The following is a 17,076-nucleotide window of genomic DNA, read 5'->3' on the forward strand; positions in this document are numbered from 1 at the left end:
CAACGTTCATGACAAGCATCCCCTGCCCAAGCTGCTGCATGGGCGTGAAAAACGGGTGTACGGTGATAGTGCCTATGCCAGTCAAAAGAATTTGATTCTCTCCAAAGCACCAGGAGCCAAAGACTTTACCAATCAACGCACCCGCAAATCAGGGGAGATTGACGAGGTTGAGCGAGGCAAGAACCGCAATAAATCGAAGATCCGAGCGCGCGTTGAGCACGTCTTTGCGGTGGTCAAGCGCCTCTGGGGATTCAACAAGGTGCGGTATCGTGGATTGGCAAAGAATGCCGCACGCGCATTTACTGCGCTGGCCTTGGCCAATATTTATTTATCGCGTCGGCACTTGCTGGTACAGGTGCGCCCATAGTGGGCAAAAATGAGCAAAAACCCCATCAATGGCCTGATGGGGGGCGCGAAAAATAGCTTGAACGACGCTTTTATCAATTGAGTGCGCTACTTGGAGTTTCGTCCATCGAAAATTGATGCTTATTCAGCGTAGCCTTAAAACTTTCACCCAAGTTGTCAAACGACGAAGCAGATTGTAGTTGTCGGCCATGGTCATAATCGTTGATAAACTCTTTTCCTCTCCAAGTCAGTGAGCAAACGGCGCCCGCATCGTGAGAGCATGTTCTGATTGTGATAGGCCAGGGCCCAGCCATTGCCGATATTGTTTGATCAGCATGCGCCTGCGGCAGAAAGAACAGGTTGGCGCAAAGTGCTATCAGTGCTGAGCTAAAATAGATCTTGTGGCCTTTTTTGTGAAACTTCATTCCAGATCTCGTTTCGAGTTGATTTGCTGTTGAAGTCATCGCATTTCCTTTTTTTGGGTAATAAATTGACATTATCGACAAAATATAGACTTTCCAGATTGCGTCAAAAATAGAACATTGACATGATATATTATCATAAATGTAATTTAATTGTATTAATTGCACTTTCATCAAGGGCTTGCTTCAAGGAGAATTCAAATCGATGGCAATTGTCAGCTTGTCCGGCTTTGCCCGCATTCCCTTAAGGCAAAGTGCAGGGCGCGGGGCCGGGTCGACATTGATGTATTTCCAGGCTTTGCGCACTGTCAATCGACCCTAGGCGTTGCATTAATCGCTAGGAAAATTCAAGGAGTTATGTTCGATGTTTGACTGGAGCTCATTTGGAATAGAAAAAAAATCATCTGTGGATACACGGATGGTTTCTTTGATACAGAAGCAGCTAGACCTTGTATTTCCTGACTCTTATATCGACCTCATGAAATATGCTGATGGCGCTAGCCCCGAGATATCTTCGTTCGACTATGAAGATTCAGGGACATGCATCAGTGAGTTCTTTGAATTTAGCGATGAGCTAAGACCGCCTACCATTATGTGGTATGCGCGTCCTCAAGGAGTAAGCAATCTTCCTGAGAGATATATTCCAATAGCGCGAGATGCTGGAGACTATATGATCTGTCTGAATTTTAATAGTAGTCCGCCGACAGTTGAAATACTTGATCCTGCTACTCATCAACTCAGCTTGATTGCACCTAGTTTTAGTCAATTTGTACGTCTATGGCATGAGTAAGGGGCAGCACAGCTGCGCGGACACACCTTGGTCCACGCTATTCAAGCAGTCGAACAACATATTCGCACCACACCGCGACCAGATTTAATGCGCCATCACACAAGGAAGGCGTCTGGTCTCTTGAGCAAACAATCTACGTCTTTGATTTTCAACGACTAAATTCAAGCATTCACTTAGGCGGGATTGTCAGCGCACAGCCGATTACTACGCTGACTTGATGATGATTCCAGGCAGAGAAAATGTATGAATGAAGGATCTGACCACGTGCTCAGCATTTTCATGCGCGTTTAACCAGATCGCTAAACTCTGTCGCTTTTCGCTTACCAATGGATCAGGGGGCGAGTTCATGGCTAAAATCAATCGTGGGTCGTAGAACCCGCACATCATGAATATGGCCCATTGCCTGTTTGCGAATATGCGTCATTACCATAGCCGTCATTGTCCGCATCATGCTGCGTCAATGTGCTTGGTGGTGCTAGAAGGGCAAATCAATATTTGCAAAAAACTGAAACCCTCTTTTTACATTGACCTATAGCTTTTCTGGATGCGATCAACATGTTAAACAGATTCTCGCCGCTTGCACTCTGGGTCGCCGTTGTTGTGCTGCTTGCTCTTGCCTGGACGCCAGATTCGTCGGCGCAACCCCGCTCGGCAGCGGCGATTAACGTCGCTACTTACAATCTAAGGTATAACAATACTGGCGATGGTGTGAATGCCTGGCCATCCCGCAAAGAGATGGTCAAGGCACTGATTCGTTACCACGAGTTTGATATTGTAGGTACACAGGAAGGCTTGGCAGATCAAATCACCGACTTGGCCCAGATGGAAGAGTTTGATCATGTCGGGGTTGGTCGCGACGATGGCAGAAATGCAGGCGAACACTCAGCGATCTTTTTTCGTAAGAACAGATTTACTCTATTGAGCAAGGGTGACTTTTGGTTAAGTGAAACGCCCGACCACCCCTCATACGGCTGGGACGCCACCTGCTGCCGTCGCCTTGTCTCCTGGGCGCGTTTGCGTGATCGAGGCAGCTCGCGTGTCCTATTCGTGTTCTCGGTTCATTTTGACCACGAAGGCCAGGTGGCTCGCCGCGCTTCAGCAGAACTGGTTTTACGCAAAATCGCAGAGATCGCACGCGGCGAGCCCGCAATATGTCTCGGTGACTTCAACTCGACACCAGAAACAGTGCAGATGCAGAATATGGCAAAAGGGATGCGCGATGCTTACCGGATTAGTAAGGCACCACCCTATGGCCCGGTAGGGACCTTCAACAACTTCCAACTGGATGCAGCGATGAATGAAAGGATAGACTATATCTTCGTCGATCAGCACTTCGACGTACTCAAATATGCCGTGATAAGCGACTCACGCGATAGGCGCTACCCATCCGACCACCACCCTGTCGTCGCGCGCATCATACTCAAGGGGCCGGTGCGAAAATGACCTGGCGTTGTCAGGGCGTGTGGTCATTTCTTTTTAGCCATTCAAAAGAGGCAAAGGGCGCTGGGTCAGGTCAAACATAAATACATTTCCACCTTGGCAGGCGATTTCGCGATTGCTAATCGCCCATTCGGGCTGCTTGGGCACGCAGTATCTCCCATCGCCTGGATACAACCCGTTACTGAGATCCTTCTGGTGTAGCTGTTCAAATGAGTGAAATCCAGGTTTGATGTCTCGCCAGATGCAAGTGAATGTCAGATCTGCACCCAGCTATATTACTTCGGATGAGCTTAAATTCCTGTCGCTGGCAAAATCTCAGAAATCAATAGTCGGTCAATTCTGTTTTTATCCATATCAACGACTTCAATCCGGAAGCCCTCCCATTCAAAATACTCTGACGCGCGGGGTATGTAGCCAAATTGAGTTAACACAAATCCGGCCAAGGTATGGTAAGACCCTGATGCTTCCTCTGGAAATCTTGCGTCGCTATCAAATATCTCTCTGAACCTGTCAAATGAAATTCCTCCATCTATCAGCCATGAGCCGTCTTCACGTTGAGCACAATCAGCATCCTGCTGATTATCCACCGCGACCACATCACCCACCAATGCCCCCAGTACGTCACTCAGCGTGACGATACCTTCGATTTCACCGTATTCATTAATAACTAGAGCTAACTCAGCACGATTTTTCTTGAACGATTCAAGCAACTGCATGGCGCTTAGTGCTTCTGGAATAAACAAAGGCGGCTTGACTGCATTAGCAATATCGACGCTCTGCAAGGACTTTCCTCCAATGGCTTGGTCAAACAAGTGACCAGCATGTATGATGCCAATCACATTGGACAAGTCACCTTTGCACACAGGAAAACGGCTATACGGACTGGCCGCTATCTTTGCTAAATTGTGCTCCAGAGATTTTTCAATATCGATAAAATCAATCGCCATGCGGGGCGTCATCAAAGCGACCACGCGTTGATCATCAAGGCGTAAGGCACGCGACACAATATCGTGCTCAGTCTTTTCAAATAAACCGGCATCCGTACCTTCTTGAAGCATACCTGCGATTTCCTCTTCGGTAACCGCGTTACTTTTCGGTTGATGCAAACCCAATAAGCGCAACAGGGCTTCAGTTGTGATCGTTAATATCTTGACAAATGGTCCCATCACGCGCGACAACCATTGCATCGGTGCTGCGATCAACGAAGCGACCGTTTCTGGATATTGCATAGCGATTCGCTTAGGTAACAGTTCACCTAAAATCAGGGAAGAAAATGTAATGCCAACCACAACGATGCCGAGTGCAATCTCTCTGGCAAATTCGCCAATGATTGAAATGCCTTCCAATTTCGGACTTAGTTGAGCCACTAAAGAGGCTTCACCAAAAGCACCGTTAAAAATGCCGATCAGCGTAATGCCAACTTGAATGGTAGAGAGGAATCGACTGGGACTGTCGGACAGTTCTAGAGCAGCTTGTGCGCCACGACTGCCATTTTCGGAAAGTTTTTGTAAGCGAATACGCTTTGAGGAGACAACAGCGATTTCAGACATGGCAAATAAGCCATTAACCAAGATCAAACCAAGAATAATGAGTATGTCCATTATGAGAGGCAATTTGTATAAATATTGCCCCTGTTGTTAAGGAAAAAGTATTGTACTCAAGTTTTGGTATGTAAACTGCGGTCACGTACCGTTCAATGAGTTTTTTTTAGACGGACGCGGGTCACGGTCGACTTTCATACATTTCCATCTTGGCAGGCGATTGCGCGATTGCTCATCGCCCCTTCGGGCTGAATGGGCAGGCAGTATTTGCCTTCACCATCCTTGTTTCAATGAGTTGCCTGCAATACGAGTCACAATGACTTGGAACCGCTCAGGTCGCCAAAGAGTTGATTTGCAATCGCGCACAAGATTCGAAATTTTGTATTTATGCCAGGCTGCGCGTAAAAACTTCACCGGCAGCCTGGGGCGAGCCAGTGTTTATGGATATATAGGATCAGTCGTCCAACTGGACCAGGGGCTGGCACCGACGCTGGTGATGGTCTTCACTTTGCAGAAGAAAGGCGTGCCGCTGGGTAGATTCGTGATGACAATGGGGGACGCAGAGCCAGTGGCAAAAACGCCGCCGCAGACAGCCGTATAATTGACCAGGCTGCCCGACCCCAATGAATTTGGAGTAAAGTACACCGTTGCCTGACCAGGAATACTGACGGCTGTGCCTATGGTAGGGGCCGTTGGCAATACTGGTGGAAGCGTCGGCGTCACAGAACTCGATACCGCTGACCATGCACCGCTACCTGCGCTACTGTTGGTCTTGACGCGGCAGGTGTAAGCCGTGCCGTTAGTCAGGCCGGTAACGATGATGGGTGAACCATTGCCATTAACAGTAACACTGCCGCAAGTAGCCGTGTAATTGACCAGGTTGCCCGATCCCAGCGCACCAGGAGTAAATGCCACCGTGACAGCGCCATTGCCTGCCACCACAGAACTGATGGCAGGCGCAGCGGGTAAGGTTGCTGCCGTTGGTGTCACCGAAGCAGACACCGCTGACCATGCGCCGCTACCCACGCTGCTGGTGGTCTGCACGCGACAGGTATAAGCGGTGCCATTCGTCAGGCCAGTGACAACGATAGGTGATGCACTGCCATTGACAGATGCACTGCCACAAGATGCCGTATACCTGACCAGTGTGCCCGATCCCAGTGCACCAGGAGTAAATGCTACCGTGACAGCAGCATTGCCAGCCACAACAGAACTGATGGCAGGCGCAGCCGGCAGCGTTGGCGATGCCGTTGGTGTTACCGGAGCAGACACCGCTGACCACGCGCTGCTGCCCACGCTGCTGGTGGTCTTGACGCGGCAGGTGTAAGCCGTGCCGTTGGTCAGACCAGTGACAGTAATGGGAGATCCGTTGCCATTGACAGTAACACTGCCGCAAGTAGCCGTGTAATTAACCAGGCTGCCCGATCCAAGCCCGCTGGGATTAAATGCTACCTTGATATTACCATTACCCGGAACGACCGAGCTGATGGCAGGCGCACCCGGCACCGTTGCAGCACTACCTGCAGCCTGCACCAGGTTGGTACAGATAGGAGCAGTATGGGCGACATTGATGGCAGTGAAACACACCGTGTAATTGAGCGCAGCATTGCTATTGTTTGCCGTCAGGGCGATGCTGATCGACGGCGTATTGCCGCCAAAGACATTACCATTCACCGTCCATGCATAGGTCAAAATCTCGTTCGTGCAACTGGCTTGCGCAACGGCAGTACCACCGCCAGCAGGCAGACTGGATGGCGTCAGGCTGACACCTGAGCAAGCCGGAGCCTGATACCACTTTTGAAGTTCAGACGGGAAATATTTGCCAGTAAACCTGTCATCGATTTCGGCAGCCTTGTTCCAGCCCCATACCAGCACGCCGGTATACTTGGCCCCAATGACGCCCATGCTGCGCATGATGCTCTTGAAGTCGCTTGTCAGGCCAGCAGGCCAGTTGGAAGGGGGGACCGCACCGGTATAATTGTAAGGGGTAAAACCTTGCACCACCAGCCAACTTTCCATGGTGTTGAAAGGGGCGGTTTTCATGTAGTTTGCGAACCCGTTCGCTGTATTCAAGGCAGTGGCGCGTTCAGTCAAATCAAAAGTATTGACATAAACGTCCGTTGCCAGCCATTGCAAACTCACGCTCATACCGTCAGTCGGCGTGAGGATTTTTTTGACTGCCTCCATCATTTGAGGCTGCGCACTCAATACGCCTGCAAGATTCAAACCAAATTTTGCTCCTGGCAGTTTTCTTTGCATCAAGAAAATCCCCTTGCGCAGGGCATTAATTTCTGCATCGAGAACCGCGGCTGCCGGGAGTCCCGTATTAGTCCAGAATGGCTCATCGACAATGGAAATCATCGCACCAGAAGTAAACAACTGCGGGTATTGGGCAACGGTATCATTGATGATCTTTTCGGCGTCGGCTTTTAGCGTATAAGTTCCACCAGTAAGAGGGCGCTCAAAAATGTTGATACCAACAATGGGAACCCGGCCTTGCCTCAAGATTTCCAGTGCCGTATTGTAATTCCCTGACAGGTAATACTTACCGCCATAGCCTTGTTTCGACAAGTCATCCGGGTCATCGATATAGCTGCCATAATTGAGATCGACTTTTGCCGTATTGAAGTTCCTGTTCGCTGTCAAACTTGGATACCCGGTCTGGCAATCCAGCATGAAGATTTCAGAAACGCATTGTCCACTGCTGCACGAACTGATTAATGCAGGGTACTTCGCCGGTGCACCGCAAACGGCATTCATCTGCGGGCTTGCCAGGACAGATGAGCTGCTTTGATAGTCTTCAGGGTAGGTTGAATAACATGCCCAATCCGGCGCAGTACTATTCGGGTTGAGCTTCAGGCATTCGCGCATGACGCCGCCATATCTCGCGAGAGGAACGGGTATGCCTGGGTTTGCCGTTTCGTTATTAGGTTGTCTGACCCGGTACATAGTCGCCCGGACACCGCTCACCAATACGCTCGTTGGCGCGTCATCGACCATCGTCAGTATCGGAGAACCAGGAAGCGGGTTCCTGAAATAATCCGTTGCCACGACATCCGTCTGCGCGGCACCAACTTCACCTATCTGGAAATAGTAGTTACCCACGTCATCTTGCCCCAGTTGGGTGGCAACAACCTGTATGCCGTTGGCATTGACAGTTGCGGGCAGTTTCAGCGTCACATAATTTCCGGCTTGGGGCATGGTGACGTTGGAGTAGGATTGCGCAAAATTCCATTTGCTGCCATCACTCCAGTACACATTGAATGCGGTGGGGAAACCCAGCACGCGCCCACCAGCATAACGTGGATAAAGCTTAACGGCATTGACGGGATGAAAGCCATCAAGCCAATAAGCCAGCCATTCCTGGTGGTTGGGGTCGCCATGACCAGTACTGGTCCAGACCGTGCTGGTATTGCGATCGTATAAGTTGGTGTTTGGCCACAACGCCGATGAAGTTTCAGCCCGAGTGACAGGCCAGCTTTGCGCCATCGCACTGTGATTGAAAAAAGATACTGCAAGCGCAAGCAAGAATAATTTCAAGATTTTTTTCATAGAATATTTTCCATGTATATTGACACGCCAGTCCCCTTGTCAGCGCAAAAACAAACTCCGCCTGACAGGATCGGATTGGTGGAATGGACTGCAATCGACAACAAATGAGAAAAAATGGGAAAGCATTAAAGCGGTGCTGGGCGGAGATTTGCTGCGCATGGTTCTCAATTCAGTCCCGTTGCCCAGCAAATCTCCGCTTTCTTGAAAAGGCATCTTGTTATCGTTAAATAGTCTTAATTTAAGAGACTAATAGTGCAAAAACAAGAAGCAAAATTATACATTCTTTAACATTTATATCGCGGATATATCAGGATTTGTGGTTTTATTGATTACAATCTACTTGAGGTGATTGGGCCGTACCGATCGCGCTTCGGGGATAAGAAATTGCGTGTGAATGATTTTATTGGAATGAAAAAATGAAAGAAGTGAAATCCCCAAGTACTACGACCATCAAAAGACTCTTTGGCCTGTCAATGAATCGATGCGCATTTACTGACTGCCAGAATTCAATCATAGATCCGATTACGCAGACAGTAACTGGCGAAGTTTGTCATATAAAAGCGCAAAATCCTGGGGGGCTCCGCTATGATGAAAATCAAACGGCAAAAGATCGGCATTCCATTCAAAATCTGATTTTGATGTGCTCAATGCATCACGCTATTATTGATGCACGCGAAAATGAAAAAACGTATACAACAGAGCACTTGCTAAAATTAAAAACAATGCATGAGGCCAAAGCGACTAGCAAAGAGCATCTTGTTCTCTCAAATACACTTATAACAGATCTCCTCGCTACAATTCATAAAGCAAAACCGACTACACACATAGATTTTCGTGGTGCAACGATAAAAGCTGGTGGCGAGGGCGGCATTCTTGGTGGCGGCGGTGGTTCTGGGGGGATAATCAGCATTAGCGGTGTTACTCCGGCCGGATTCCACGAACAAGTCGATGCCAATGGAACGGTAGGGCTGGCACCAGGTTCGGGTGGTGGTAGTGGTGGATATGTAGAGCACAAAGGGAGAGCTGGAAATAACGGTGATATTGAACGTGGCCTCAAAATCTCTTCACTTTTTATTGCATCTGCATTAGATGACTCAAGTCGAGGATTATTTGCTGCTTTAGGCGGTGGCTGGGCTTGGCTCGACATTGACATTCCAAGTCATCAGTATCGCTTAAATGTTCAAAGCATCTTTGAAACTGGAACAATTCCTGCTGAAACTATATTGAGAATTGACTATAGTATTTTCAGCCCAACAAATCGAAATGCGTGTAAATCTTATTTTGATCTTACAGTTAGGCCTCTTGACGGTAAAGTGAAGCGTTATTCACCTTCATTTTCCCCCAAATTCGATATAGATGTTCCTGGTATATGGAGATTAGTTTTATCCACAGGCGGATGTTTTTTGGCCGAGCATGAATTGGAGATCCGTGCAGCTTAGATCCGTAGATACGATTAGCGTTGCGTAACAGTAACCAGTCATGAAAACATGTCAAGTCGTCGCTGGACATGAAAATGTGGCCTAGTACAACGTGTTTGCAAATTGGTTTTTTCAGGTCTGCTACTTTTCATCGCTATGCAAATGCAGGAATTTACCTATTGAACAGGTGTGTAATACAAAAATTGAGGTGGCCGCCGGCGACTGACATATGTGCGATTGCGCTAATCGCAACTACGTGGCTGCAACTTAGCGGCCAGTGATGTATTTGAGGAAATCGCGAATTCTCAGCCACATTCGTGCTTCCCAGGCCAACGTATGCTCCACGAACAAAAGGAGGCCAAGCTGCCTCGCCATCCTTGCGGCAGCCTTGTCAGGCGCTTCCTTATTGCCGAAAACTGCGCGATAGAACTTAATCAAGATGCCGACTTCAAACAGGCCAAGCACGACTAGCACTATTGGACGCAGCCATTCGATAGAGGCAAGCAGGTGGTGATGCTGCCGGGGCATGATGCAGTCAGTGGCCCACAGTGCGAGGCAGACTAGTCCGAGAGCACGCAGTACTGCTTTTCTGCCATGCGCGCGGTAGCACCACAGCGTCAGCAGTGGTATCAGGATCACGAAGTCGAACAGCAAGGCAGCTTCCAGAACACGCGAAGCATGCCAGTCGTCGCTGCGGGCGATCATCGAATCGGCGATGACCATCACTGTGGCGACTGGCAGGAACCAGTGGACACCTAACCAAGTGGACAGGGTAGGGATGAAGCTCATGGGGCAACTCTGCAAAAGAATCAGGCTACCGCAGACTTGCACAATCGGCGCAGATCCTGGTTGGAAAAAACTTCAAAAAGGTTGTGGCTTGACCCAAATGCAGCGTCACGTCTGCAAAAAAATGGGCTCGCTCGTTAGCATGGGGTTGTCAAGCAGCCGAACAACATACTGGCAACACCCAGCGATCATATGTACAGCGCCACCATACGATTGTTTCAAAATGCCGCCTTACCATTTTCTTCAAGGTGTGCTTGTGTAAATTGCTTCCTCCATCTATAAAACAGGAATACGTTCCGCTAGAAGTCCGACGCTACACCAGCAATATTTCTTTGAAGCCGCAACTTCATCAAGCTACACCACCGCCGTCCTCATCGTCACAAACTCTTCCGCAATGGTTGGATGTACGCCTATGGTGGCGTCGACTTGTGCCTTGGTTACGCCGCATTGCATGGCGACGGCGAAGCCCTGGATGATTTCGCCTGCATCTGCGCCCACCATGTGCATGCCCAGTACGCGGTCGGTGTCGGCGTCGACGATCATCTTCATCAGGCAGCGTTCGGTAGATCCTGAGAGCGTGTGTTTGAGTGCCTTGAATTCACTCTTGAAGATTTTCACATGCACATGCTTTTCGCGTGCCTTGGCTTCTGTCAGGCCCAGGGTTGCTACATTGGGGTGGCTGAATACGGCAGTGGGGATGTTTTCATAGGACATCAGCTTGCGCCCATGCTGGAACAGGTTGGCGGCAACGATCATGCCTTCGGCCAGTGCCACTGGTGTCAGCGCTACGCGGTCAATCACGTCACCGATGGCGTAGATGTTGTCTACATTGGTGGCAAAGTGTTCATCGACGATGATGGCACCATTCTCGCGCACCTGCACGCCGGCGTTGTCCAGGCCCAGGTCTTTGACATTGGGTTTGCGGCCCGTGGCAAACAGCACGCAGTCGCTATCCAGTGTGCGGCCATCGCTGAGTGCCACGCGTTTGTTTTGCGTGTTGTCGCCCTCCGTGGTGATGGACAGGATGCTGGTATCAAGTGCAATCTCGACGCCTTTCTTGCGCATTTCAGCAATCAGGAAATGGCCCAGGTCGGCATCCATGCTGCGCAAGATTTGTGTGCCACGTTGTACCAGTGTGACCTGGCAGCCCAGCCCATTCAGGATGGAAGCCAGCTCGACTGCAATATAGCCACCGCCTTGCACCACGGCACGGCGCGGCAGGGCAGGCAGGTGAAAGAATTCGTCCGAAGTGATGCCCAGTTCACTGCCTGGCAATTCTGGCTTGACCGGGTGTCCGCCTGTGGCGATCAGGATATGCTGGGCGCGATAGCTTTGGCCATTGACGATGACGGTATGCGCATCGACGATCTGGGCATGACCAGTGATGATATCGACCTTGGCATTCGTCAGGATCTGGCCATAGATACCATTGAGCCTGGCGATTTCTTTGTCCTTATTGGCGATCAGCGTGGCCCAGTCAAACTGTTGTTCACCCATGCTCCAGCCGAAACCGGCTGCGTCGGCAAAGTCGCTATGGTAATGAGCGGCATACGACATCAGCTTTTTTGGTATGCAACCTGCATTCACACAAGTGCCACCCAGCGGGCCGGCCTCGGCTACCGCCACGCGTGCACCATACTGTGCCGCAAAACGGCTGGCCCGCACACCACCAGAGCCAGCACCTATCGTGAATAAATCATAGTCATAAGTGTGCATGCGGGTCCTTGCTTAATGTTGATGATAGATAAGAGGGCAGGCCCGGCGCGTGGCTGGCCTGCAGTGAAACTAAGAAGAGATGAATCAGAGGAAATGAATAAAAACAGGAATCAGGCTACGCCGTTTGCCTTGAACCAGGCCAGCGCACGGCTCCAGCCATCTTTGGCGTCTTCTTCGTTATAGCTGGGGCGATAATCAGCATGAAAGGCATGGCCAGAATTTGCATACACCTTGAATTCTGATTTGCTGTTACCTTTTTTCAGTTCCACCTCCATCTTGAAGACGGATTCAGCATTGATGCCCGTGTCCTTGGCACCATACAGGCCCAAGACAGGTGTTTTCAAGCCTGCGCCGATATCGACGGGGTGCTTGGGTGTCAATGGCGTCGATTCGCCTACCAGGCGGCCATACCAGGCCACACCAGCCTTGACATTGGGGTTGTAGGCAGAATACAGCCAGGTGATGCGGCCACCCCAGCAAAAGCCGGTGATGCCCAGGCGCTTGGTGTCGCCGCCGTTATTGCCAGCCCATGCCACGGCAGCATCCAGGTCGCCCATGACTTGTGCATCAGGCACCTTGGAAATGATTTCTTTCATTAGTTCAGCCATGCTGGCGGCGTTCTTGGCGTCACCCTGGCGCACAAACAATTCAGGTGCAATCGCCAGATAGCCCTGCTTGGCAAAACGGCGTGCGACGTCAGCTATATGCTCATGTACACCAAAAATCTCGGAGATCACCAATATTACCGGCAAATTGCTCTTGCCTTCAGGCTTGGCAAAATACAGTGGCACTTCTGCGCCCGCCACTGTCAGCTTGGCGACACCATCCGTCAAACCGGCACGGTCAGTCTTGATCATGGTTTGCGCGCATACCGGTGCAACCGCTGCCGCAAAACCGACACCTACTGCAGTTTGTATAAAACTGCGACGGTTGACCGTCGTACTGTCTTCTGTACTACCAACCAGGCTATTAAAGTCTTCGCGATACTGCATGGTGTTCTCCTGTAAGGTTTCTTTGAGGTTGTACTTGCGGATGTGAAACGCCGGATGAAACAGCAATGAATTGTACAACCGATTCAAGGAACATACTTGCAAGAGAGATCAGGCCCTATGGTGCAGGCAGCAGGGCAGGCGTGCTATCGGCAAAAGTGAGATAAGCTTGCCAGACATCGCGGGTGCGGCTGAGTGTCAGGTCTAGCTGGCATTGGGCTGACTGGCGGTAGCGTATGCTGCCGCTGGCCCAATAGGTGTAGACGTCGTCGCAATGGGCGCTTCGGTAGTTTTCCCAGGCTCTTTGTGTTGCATCGAGATCGAGCTTGTTGTCGTCTTCCTGTTGTAGTCGTGACTTGGCGGCTTGCAGATAGCTGGACAGTTTTTTGTTGGCCTTGTCCACTTCGCCTGCCATGCACCGGGCTTCTTCCTGGGGAGTATTGATGTTGGCACACACGATTTCAGCCTGTGCTGCAGTTGTTGCCAGGGTGTAAAACAGGGCTAGCATCGCTATATGAACGGATTTCATGGATTATTTTTGCTGGTGTTCGGACATTACACATGAATAGTGATCAGCAAATATTAGCATTGTTTTAATGTGGGCCGGGTTAGGGCAACTATTCCTGTGTTTAAGCAAGGCCTGGTTTTTCTGGCCGCAAGACCAGCCATACAGCCAGACCTATCAGGGCGCCGCCCGTAAGGTGGGCGAGGGTGATGTCTTCGTGCAGGAAGAGTGCACCCCAGAGTACGCCAAAGGGTGGGATCAGGAAAGTCACCGTCAGCGACTTGACCGGGCCAATATCGGCGATCAGACGAAAATACAGGATATAAGCCAGCGCCGTGCATACCAGCCCCAGGGCTGCCAGGGTCAGCCACACCGTATTGTTGCCCCAGGTTGCCGGTGGCTGTGTCAATGCGCCATACGAAAAAAATGGCAGCAGCAAAGCAACAGCGCCAAGCTGGCTGCCAAAAGCGACAAGCTTGCTATCCAGCCCACCTGTGGCGGATATCCATCTCCTGGTCAAAAAACTGGCCAGGCCATAGCAAGCCGTGGCCAGCATGCATTCTGTAGCGGCGATCAAGAGCGCTGCATTGAATTGCACTGGCCCGGTTGAGGTCAGTACGGCAACACCGGCAATGCCTATCAATACGCCCAGGATCTTGTAAAGGCCGGGCCGTTCTGCAAAAAAACAGGGCGCCGATGATGACGCCCATGAGGAAGAGGCGACCAGGCGCTTGCAAGAACAGCGAGCGCTACCCAGAATCACTGTCAGTTGTACGCCGGGTTTTGCCATGCAATGGCTGATGCCGCAACTACCACAGTTCAATCAACTGCATCCGGCGATCGATATCAGAATCAGTACCACCAACCGTCTGGCCGACTTTGCGCGCGATGATGTTGATTTTGCTGTCAGGCATGGGTTGGGGAATTACCCCGGTTTGACATCAGAAATACTGATAGACGATCCCCTGCAACCGGTATGCAGTCCGCGTTTGCTGAAAAGCCGCAAGCAACTCAAATTAGTCGATGAACTGAGTGCCTATACCTTGCTGCATGATGAGCATCAGCAAGACTGGCGCTTGTGGTTGGAGGCGACGGGAGCGCAACATGTGCTCTGGAACAGCGGCCCCGTCTTTGCTGACTCTAACGGCGCACTGGATGCAGCCAAGCGCGGCCATGGCATTGCCCTGGCCAGAAAAACCCTGATTAGAGAAGAGCTGAAAAGTCATGAACTGATCTTGCCCTTCAAGACCAGTATTAAGACTGGCATCGCCTATTTTTTGGTCTATCCGTCCGAGGTCTTGTTGAAAGAAGAAACGCGCCAGTTCAAGGATTGGTTGTGCCGGGCAGTGAAACTGAAATAAGGCTATTTCAGCTTGGCACAAATCTCGCGGCCAATTTCCTGCGCACCATTCTTGCTTAACCAGGCAGCTGCTGCATCGGCCTTGAGGCAATTGGCCCAGGCCAGTATTGATATGCCCTTGTTATCAACAGCATTCAAATTGAGTTTAAATGTGGAAGCTGCCATCAACTCCAGCATATCTGTCTGATTCTTGACGATTGCATGCCAAAAACTTAATGAACCATCCTTGTTGACATTGTTTGGATTGGCACCAAATTCAATAAAGGTTTTTACCAGATCGGCCCGCCCGGATCTGATCACGTAATCCAGGGGATAAACCAGACTGCAGTTTGGACATCTTGAGGCAATATTCACATTATTGTATTTGGTGAGCATGGCGCGTATCAGGTCTTCGCGATGTGGTTCATAACCTTCAAAGCGCAAATACAAAGGTAGTAATTCGCCTGAGATTTTGTTCTTGTCATCGATGTACTCATGATTTTTATCCAGCCGCAAGCCGTGTTCTATTAATTGCATGGTGATTTCAGGGCGCATGTGTGCATACACACCGATGTTCTCTGGCCTGTTTTGTGCAAACATATCATTGATATCTGCACCTGCACTGACTAAAAAATCCACCTCCTGCCAGTCAATTTTCTTTTCATAATCACGAGTGGCAAGTATGCGGCTGAGTACGGCTTCGGCTTCAATCTGGGGCAACAGGGTGTTAGCTTTTGCGGCTGCATGTTGAGCAAGCGCTGCGGAGAGCAAGCTGGGGTAGGCTGGTGTATCCCAGGCGCGCGATAACACTTCTCTGCCCAGTGGATTTGCGCCGCGCTTCAATAGCTGATGTACTGCATCTGCGCTTTTTTTGGCTACCGCGTTGCGCATCAACTCCCTGTCATTGACTGCATCTGCCCCTGCCTGCGAGAACAGAAAATCCAGGACAGGCTCAGGTACTGTACCCAGGTCAGGATGGTAACGTAACAGTTCCATCGCCACTGGCGACATATCATAACGCCTGGTCTCTGATCTTTCGCGAGAGTTTGCCAGAAATCCTTTTTCATTGAATTTTTTTAAGACGCGCAGAGCTTGTTCTGCTGGCATAAACCGCGTCAGTTTCAGCAATTCGGTATTGGTGTAGCTGTTTTCATAGCGGGCAGGTACAGTCAGATGCGGGAAGACAGCCTGATCAAATAAATCATAAAATTCTTTTTGCAAGGCCACGACCATGTTCCAGTCATGATTGCCTCTGAGTAAAGCTATGCCGGCATCTAGCCATTGTGCCTCCCCGTTTTCATTACGCGGTATCTGGCCTGCCTTCAGCAGTTCACGGAAGTTTTCCAGTATGGCGCTTCTTTCCTTTTCTTCTTTTGTCGCCGTGCCAGGAAATCTCAGCATTTCTGCATGTAGCCACTGGCCGCAGATGAATTCCAACTGCATTTGTGGTGAACGTTTCCGGAACCAGTCTTTGGTGCTAGTACGCAAATTATTAAATGCTGCTTGCTTCATGTCTGGCAATTTTTTACCCGGACATATTGCCGCAGCATCAGGCACTTCTTTACCTTCTGGCCTTTTCTTCAAAGGCTCAGGCGCCGCTGGAGATATGCCTTTGGCGGCAACCGGAAACAAATCTATTACTTCGAGCATGAAGCCTTGCATGATGTAGTAGACGTAGCCTGTCGTCACTTCCCTGGCCATGTAGGATTTTTGAGTAGGTGTACTGACCTGCAAGGTGCTTCCCACTGGAAGTTTCATCAGCACGCCGCTGTCCATCCATATCGCACATGAGGTCTTGAGCAGGCTTTCGTCTTTTAGCATCTGCGCCAGTTTGTCCGGGCTGACAAAGCCACTTTTCTGGAAATTGGCATCCCATTGCTTGTTTTCAGTTGACATGCGGTAAGCCAGTTCACCATGCACTTTTTCTACCCTGATGATGGCAGGGCCATTTTTTTCACGGGCAAAGTCGCCGAGCAAGGCATCTGTGCATGCGGCCTGGGTGTTGTTGGAAAACAGACCAGCCAGGAGGGCGAGAAAAAGCGGTAGTCGGAATTTATACATAAGAATATGGGAGCTAAGGAGTGAATCCGTCCGTGATACAGGCCCATCCCGGTCGAGAGAAAAGGTCTGGTAATGGCATTCCACCATCCATACAGTATGGATGGAGGAGGAGAGGAATATCGACCCATCTTACACCGGTTTTTGTCGTAAGCATGGTTAAGCTCGTGTAAGA

General features: G+C 50.2%; 14 protein-coding genes. 5 read left to right on the forward strand and 9 right to left on the reverse strand.

What is annotated here, in order from left to right; translation table 11 throughout:
- The coding region (locus Q8K39_RS08275; protein WP_305259361.1) for a transposase at positions 1 to 367 on the forward strand (367 nt) is incomplete at its 5' end.
- A gap of 73 nt (positions 368 to 440) precedes the next feature.
- Here Q8K39_RS08275 and Q8K39_RS08280 read toward each other — a convergent pair.
- Entirely contained in the window at positions 441 to 809 is a 369-nt protein-coding gene (locus Q8K39_RS08280; protein WP_305259362.1) for a hypothetical protein, read from the reverse strand.
- A gap of 322 nt (positions 810 to 1,131) precedes the next feature.
- Between Q8K39_RS08280 and Q8K39_RS08285 the strand changes: the two genes are divergently transcribed.
- Positions 1,132 to 1,557, forward strand: a complete 426-nt coding sequence (locus Q8K39_RS08285; RefSeq protein ID WP_305259364.1) for an SMI1/KNR4 family protein — start codon at positions 1,132 to 1,134, stop codon at positions 1,555 to 1,557.
- A gap of 555 nt (positions 1,558 to 2,112) precedes the next feature.
- Entirely contained in the window at positions 2,113 to 3,000 is an 888-nt protein-coding gene (locus Q8K39_RS08290) for an endonuclease/exonuclease/phosphatase family protein (RefSeq protein ID WP_305259366.1), read from the forward strand.
- A gap of 287 nt (positions 3,001 to 3,287) precedes the next feature.
- Here Q8K39_RS08290 and Q8K39_RS08295 read toward each other — a convergent pair whose 3' ends face one another.
- Together Q8K39_RS08295 and Q8K39_RS08300 are read right to left on the reverse strand one after the other, a co-directional pair.
- Complete coding sequence (locus Q8K39_RS08295) at positions 3,288 to 4,598, reverse strand: hemolysin family protein (protein ID WP_305259368.1); 1,311 nt, start codon at positions 4,596 to 4,598, stop codon at positions 3,288 to 3,290.
- 378 nt (positions 4,599 to 4,976) lie between these two features.
- Positions 4,977 to 8,090, reverse strand: a complete 3,114-nt coding sequence (locus Q8K39_RS08300) for a discoidin domain-containing protein (protein ID WP_305259370.1) — start codon at positions 8,088 to 8,090, stop codon at positions 4,977 to 4,979.
- A 416-nt stretch (positions 8,091 to 8,506) separates the two neighbouring features.
- Between Q8K39_RS08300 and Q8K39_RS08305 the strand changes: the two genes are divergently transcribed.
- Entirely contained in the window at positions 8,507 to 9,529 is a 1,023-nt protein-coding gene (locus Q8K39_RS08305; protein ID WP_305259372.1) for an HNH endonuclease, read from the forward strand.
- A gap of 246 nt (positions 9,530 to 9,775) precedes the next feature.
- Here Q8K39_RS08305 and Q8K39_RS08310 read toward each other — a convergent pair whose 3' ends face one another.
- The 5 genes from Q8K39_RS08310 to Q8K39_RS08330 form a co-directional block, all read right to left on the reverse strand.
- On the reverse strand, positions 9,776 to 10,297 hold the full coding sequence (locus tag Q8K39_RS08310; protein ID WP_305259374.1) for a hypothetical protein: 522 nt from the start codon (positions 10,295 to 10,297) through the stop codon (positions 9,776 to 9,778).
- A gap of 351 nt (positions 10,298 to 10,648) precedes the next feature.
- Positions 10,649 to 12,010 carry a glutathione-disulfide reductase gene (gene gorA / locus Q8K39_RS08315; protein WP_305259376.1) on the reverse strand — a complete coding sequence of 454 codons (1,362 nt, stop codon included), beginning with the start codon at positions 12,008 to 12,010 and terminating at the stop codon, positions 10,649 to 10,651.
- A 110-nt stretch (positions 12,011 to 12,120) separates the two neighbouring features.
- Positions 12,121 to 13,002 carry a dienelactone hydrolase family protein gene (locus Q8K39_RS08320; protein WP_305259378.1) on the reverse strand — a complete coding sequence of 294 codons (882 nt, stop codon included), beginning with the start codon at positions 13,000 to 13,002 and terminating at the stop codon, positions 12,121 to 12,123.
- A gap of 115 nt (positions 13,003 to 13,117) precedes the next feature.
- Positions 13,118 to 13,528 (reverse strand): lysozyme inhibitor LprI family protein, encoded by a 411-nt coding sequence (locus tag Q8K39_RS08325; RefSeq protein WP_305259380.1) that lies wholly within the window; start codon positions 13,526 to 13,528, stop codon positions 13,118 to 13,120.
- 100 nt (positions 13,529 to 13,628) lie between these two features.
- A complete protein-coding gene (locus Q8K39_RS08330; RefSeq protein WP_305259382.1) occupies positions 13,629 to 14,294 on the reverse strand; it encodes a DMT family transporter in 666 nt (221 codons plus the stop codon).
- A 10-nt stretch (positions 14,295 to 14,304) separates the two neighbouring features.
- Here Q8K39_RS08330 and Q8K39_RS08335 point away from each other — a divergent pair, with 10 nt between their 5' ends.
- On the forward strand, positions 14,305 to 14,865 hold the full coding sequence (locus Q8K39_RS08335) for a LysR substrate-binding domain-containing protein (RefSeq protein WP_305259384.1): 561 nt from the start codon (positions 14,305 to 14,307) through the stop codon (positions 14,863 to 14,865).
- Between the two features lie 2 nt (positions 14,866 to 14,867).
- Here the strand turns inward: Q8K39_RS08335 and Q8K39_RS08340 are convergent, their stop codons facing one another.
- The gene (locus Q8K39_RS08340; protein ID WP_305259386.1) at positions 14,868 to 16,904 is read right to left on the reverse strand and encodes a hypothetical protein; all 2,037 of its coding nucleotides are present in this window, start codon (positions 16,902 to 16,904) and stop codon (positions 14,868 to 14,870) included.
- Positions 16,905 to 17,076 lie beyond the last annotated feature (172 nt).

The organism is Undibacterium sp. (assembly GCF_030683615.1).
Classification (GTDB): domain Bacteria; phylum Pseudomonadota; class Gammaproteobacteria; order Burkholderiales; family Burkholderiaceae_D; genus Undibacterium; species Undibacterium umbellatum.

Coding starts and splice junctions, on each gene's coding strand:
- Q8K39_RS08340 (WP_305259386.1), bottom strand. CDS start 16,904: ATGTATAAATTCCGACTACCGCTTTTTCTCGCCCTCCTGGCTGGTCTG.
- Q8K39_RS08320 (WP_305259378.1), bottom strand. CDS start 13,002: ATGCAGTATCGCGAAGACTTTAATAGCCTGGTTGGTAGTACAGAAGAC.
- gorA (WP_305259376.1), bottom strand. CDS start 12,010: ATGCACACTTATGACTATGATTTATTCACGATAGGTGCTGGCTCTGGT.
- Q8K39_RS08305 (WP_305259372.1), top strand. CDS start 8,507: ATGAAAGAAGTGAAATCCCCAAGTACTACGACCATCAAAAGACTCTTT.
- Q8K39_RS08310 (WP_305259374.1), bottom strand. CDS start 10,297: ATGAGCTTCATCCCTACCCTGTCCACTTGGTTAGGTGTCCACTGGTTC.
- Q8K39_RS08290 (WP_305259366.1), top strand. CDS start 2,113: ATGTTAAACAGATTCTCGCCGCTTGCACTCTGGGTCGCCGTTGTTGTG.
- Q8K39_RS08330 (WP_305259382.1), bottom strand. CDS start 14,294: ATGGCAAAACCCGGCGTACAACTGACAGTGATTCTGGGTAGCGCTCGC.
- Q8K39_RS08280 (WP_305259362.1), bottom strand. CDS start 809: ATGACTTCAACAGCAAATCAACTCGAAACGAGATCTGGAATGAAGTTT.
- Q8K39_RS08295 (WP_305259368.1), bottom strand. CDS start 4,598: ATGGACATACTCATTATTCTTGGTTTGATCTTGGTTAATGGCTTATTT.
- Q8K39_RS08285 (WP_305259364.1), top strand. CDS start 1,132: ATGTTTGACTGGAGCTCATTTGGAATAGAAAAAAAATCATCTGTGGAT.
- Q8K39_RS08325 (WP_305259380.1), bottom strand. CDS start 13,528: ATGAAATCCGTTCATATAGCGATGCTAGCCCTGTTTTACACCCTGGCA.
- Q8K39_RS08300 (WP_305259370.1), bottom strand. CDS start 8,090: ATGAAAAAAATCTTGAAATTATTCTTGCTTGCGCTTGCAGTATCTTTT.
- Q8K39_RS08335 (WP_305259384.1), top strand. CDS start 14,305: ATGCCGCAACTACCACAGTTCAATCAACTGCATCCGGCGATCGATATC.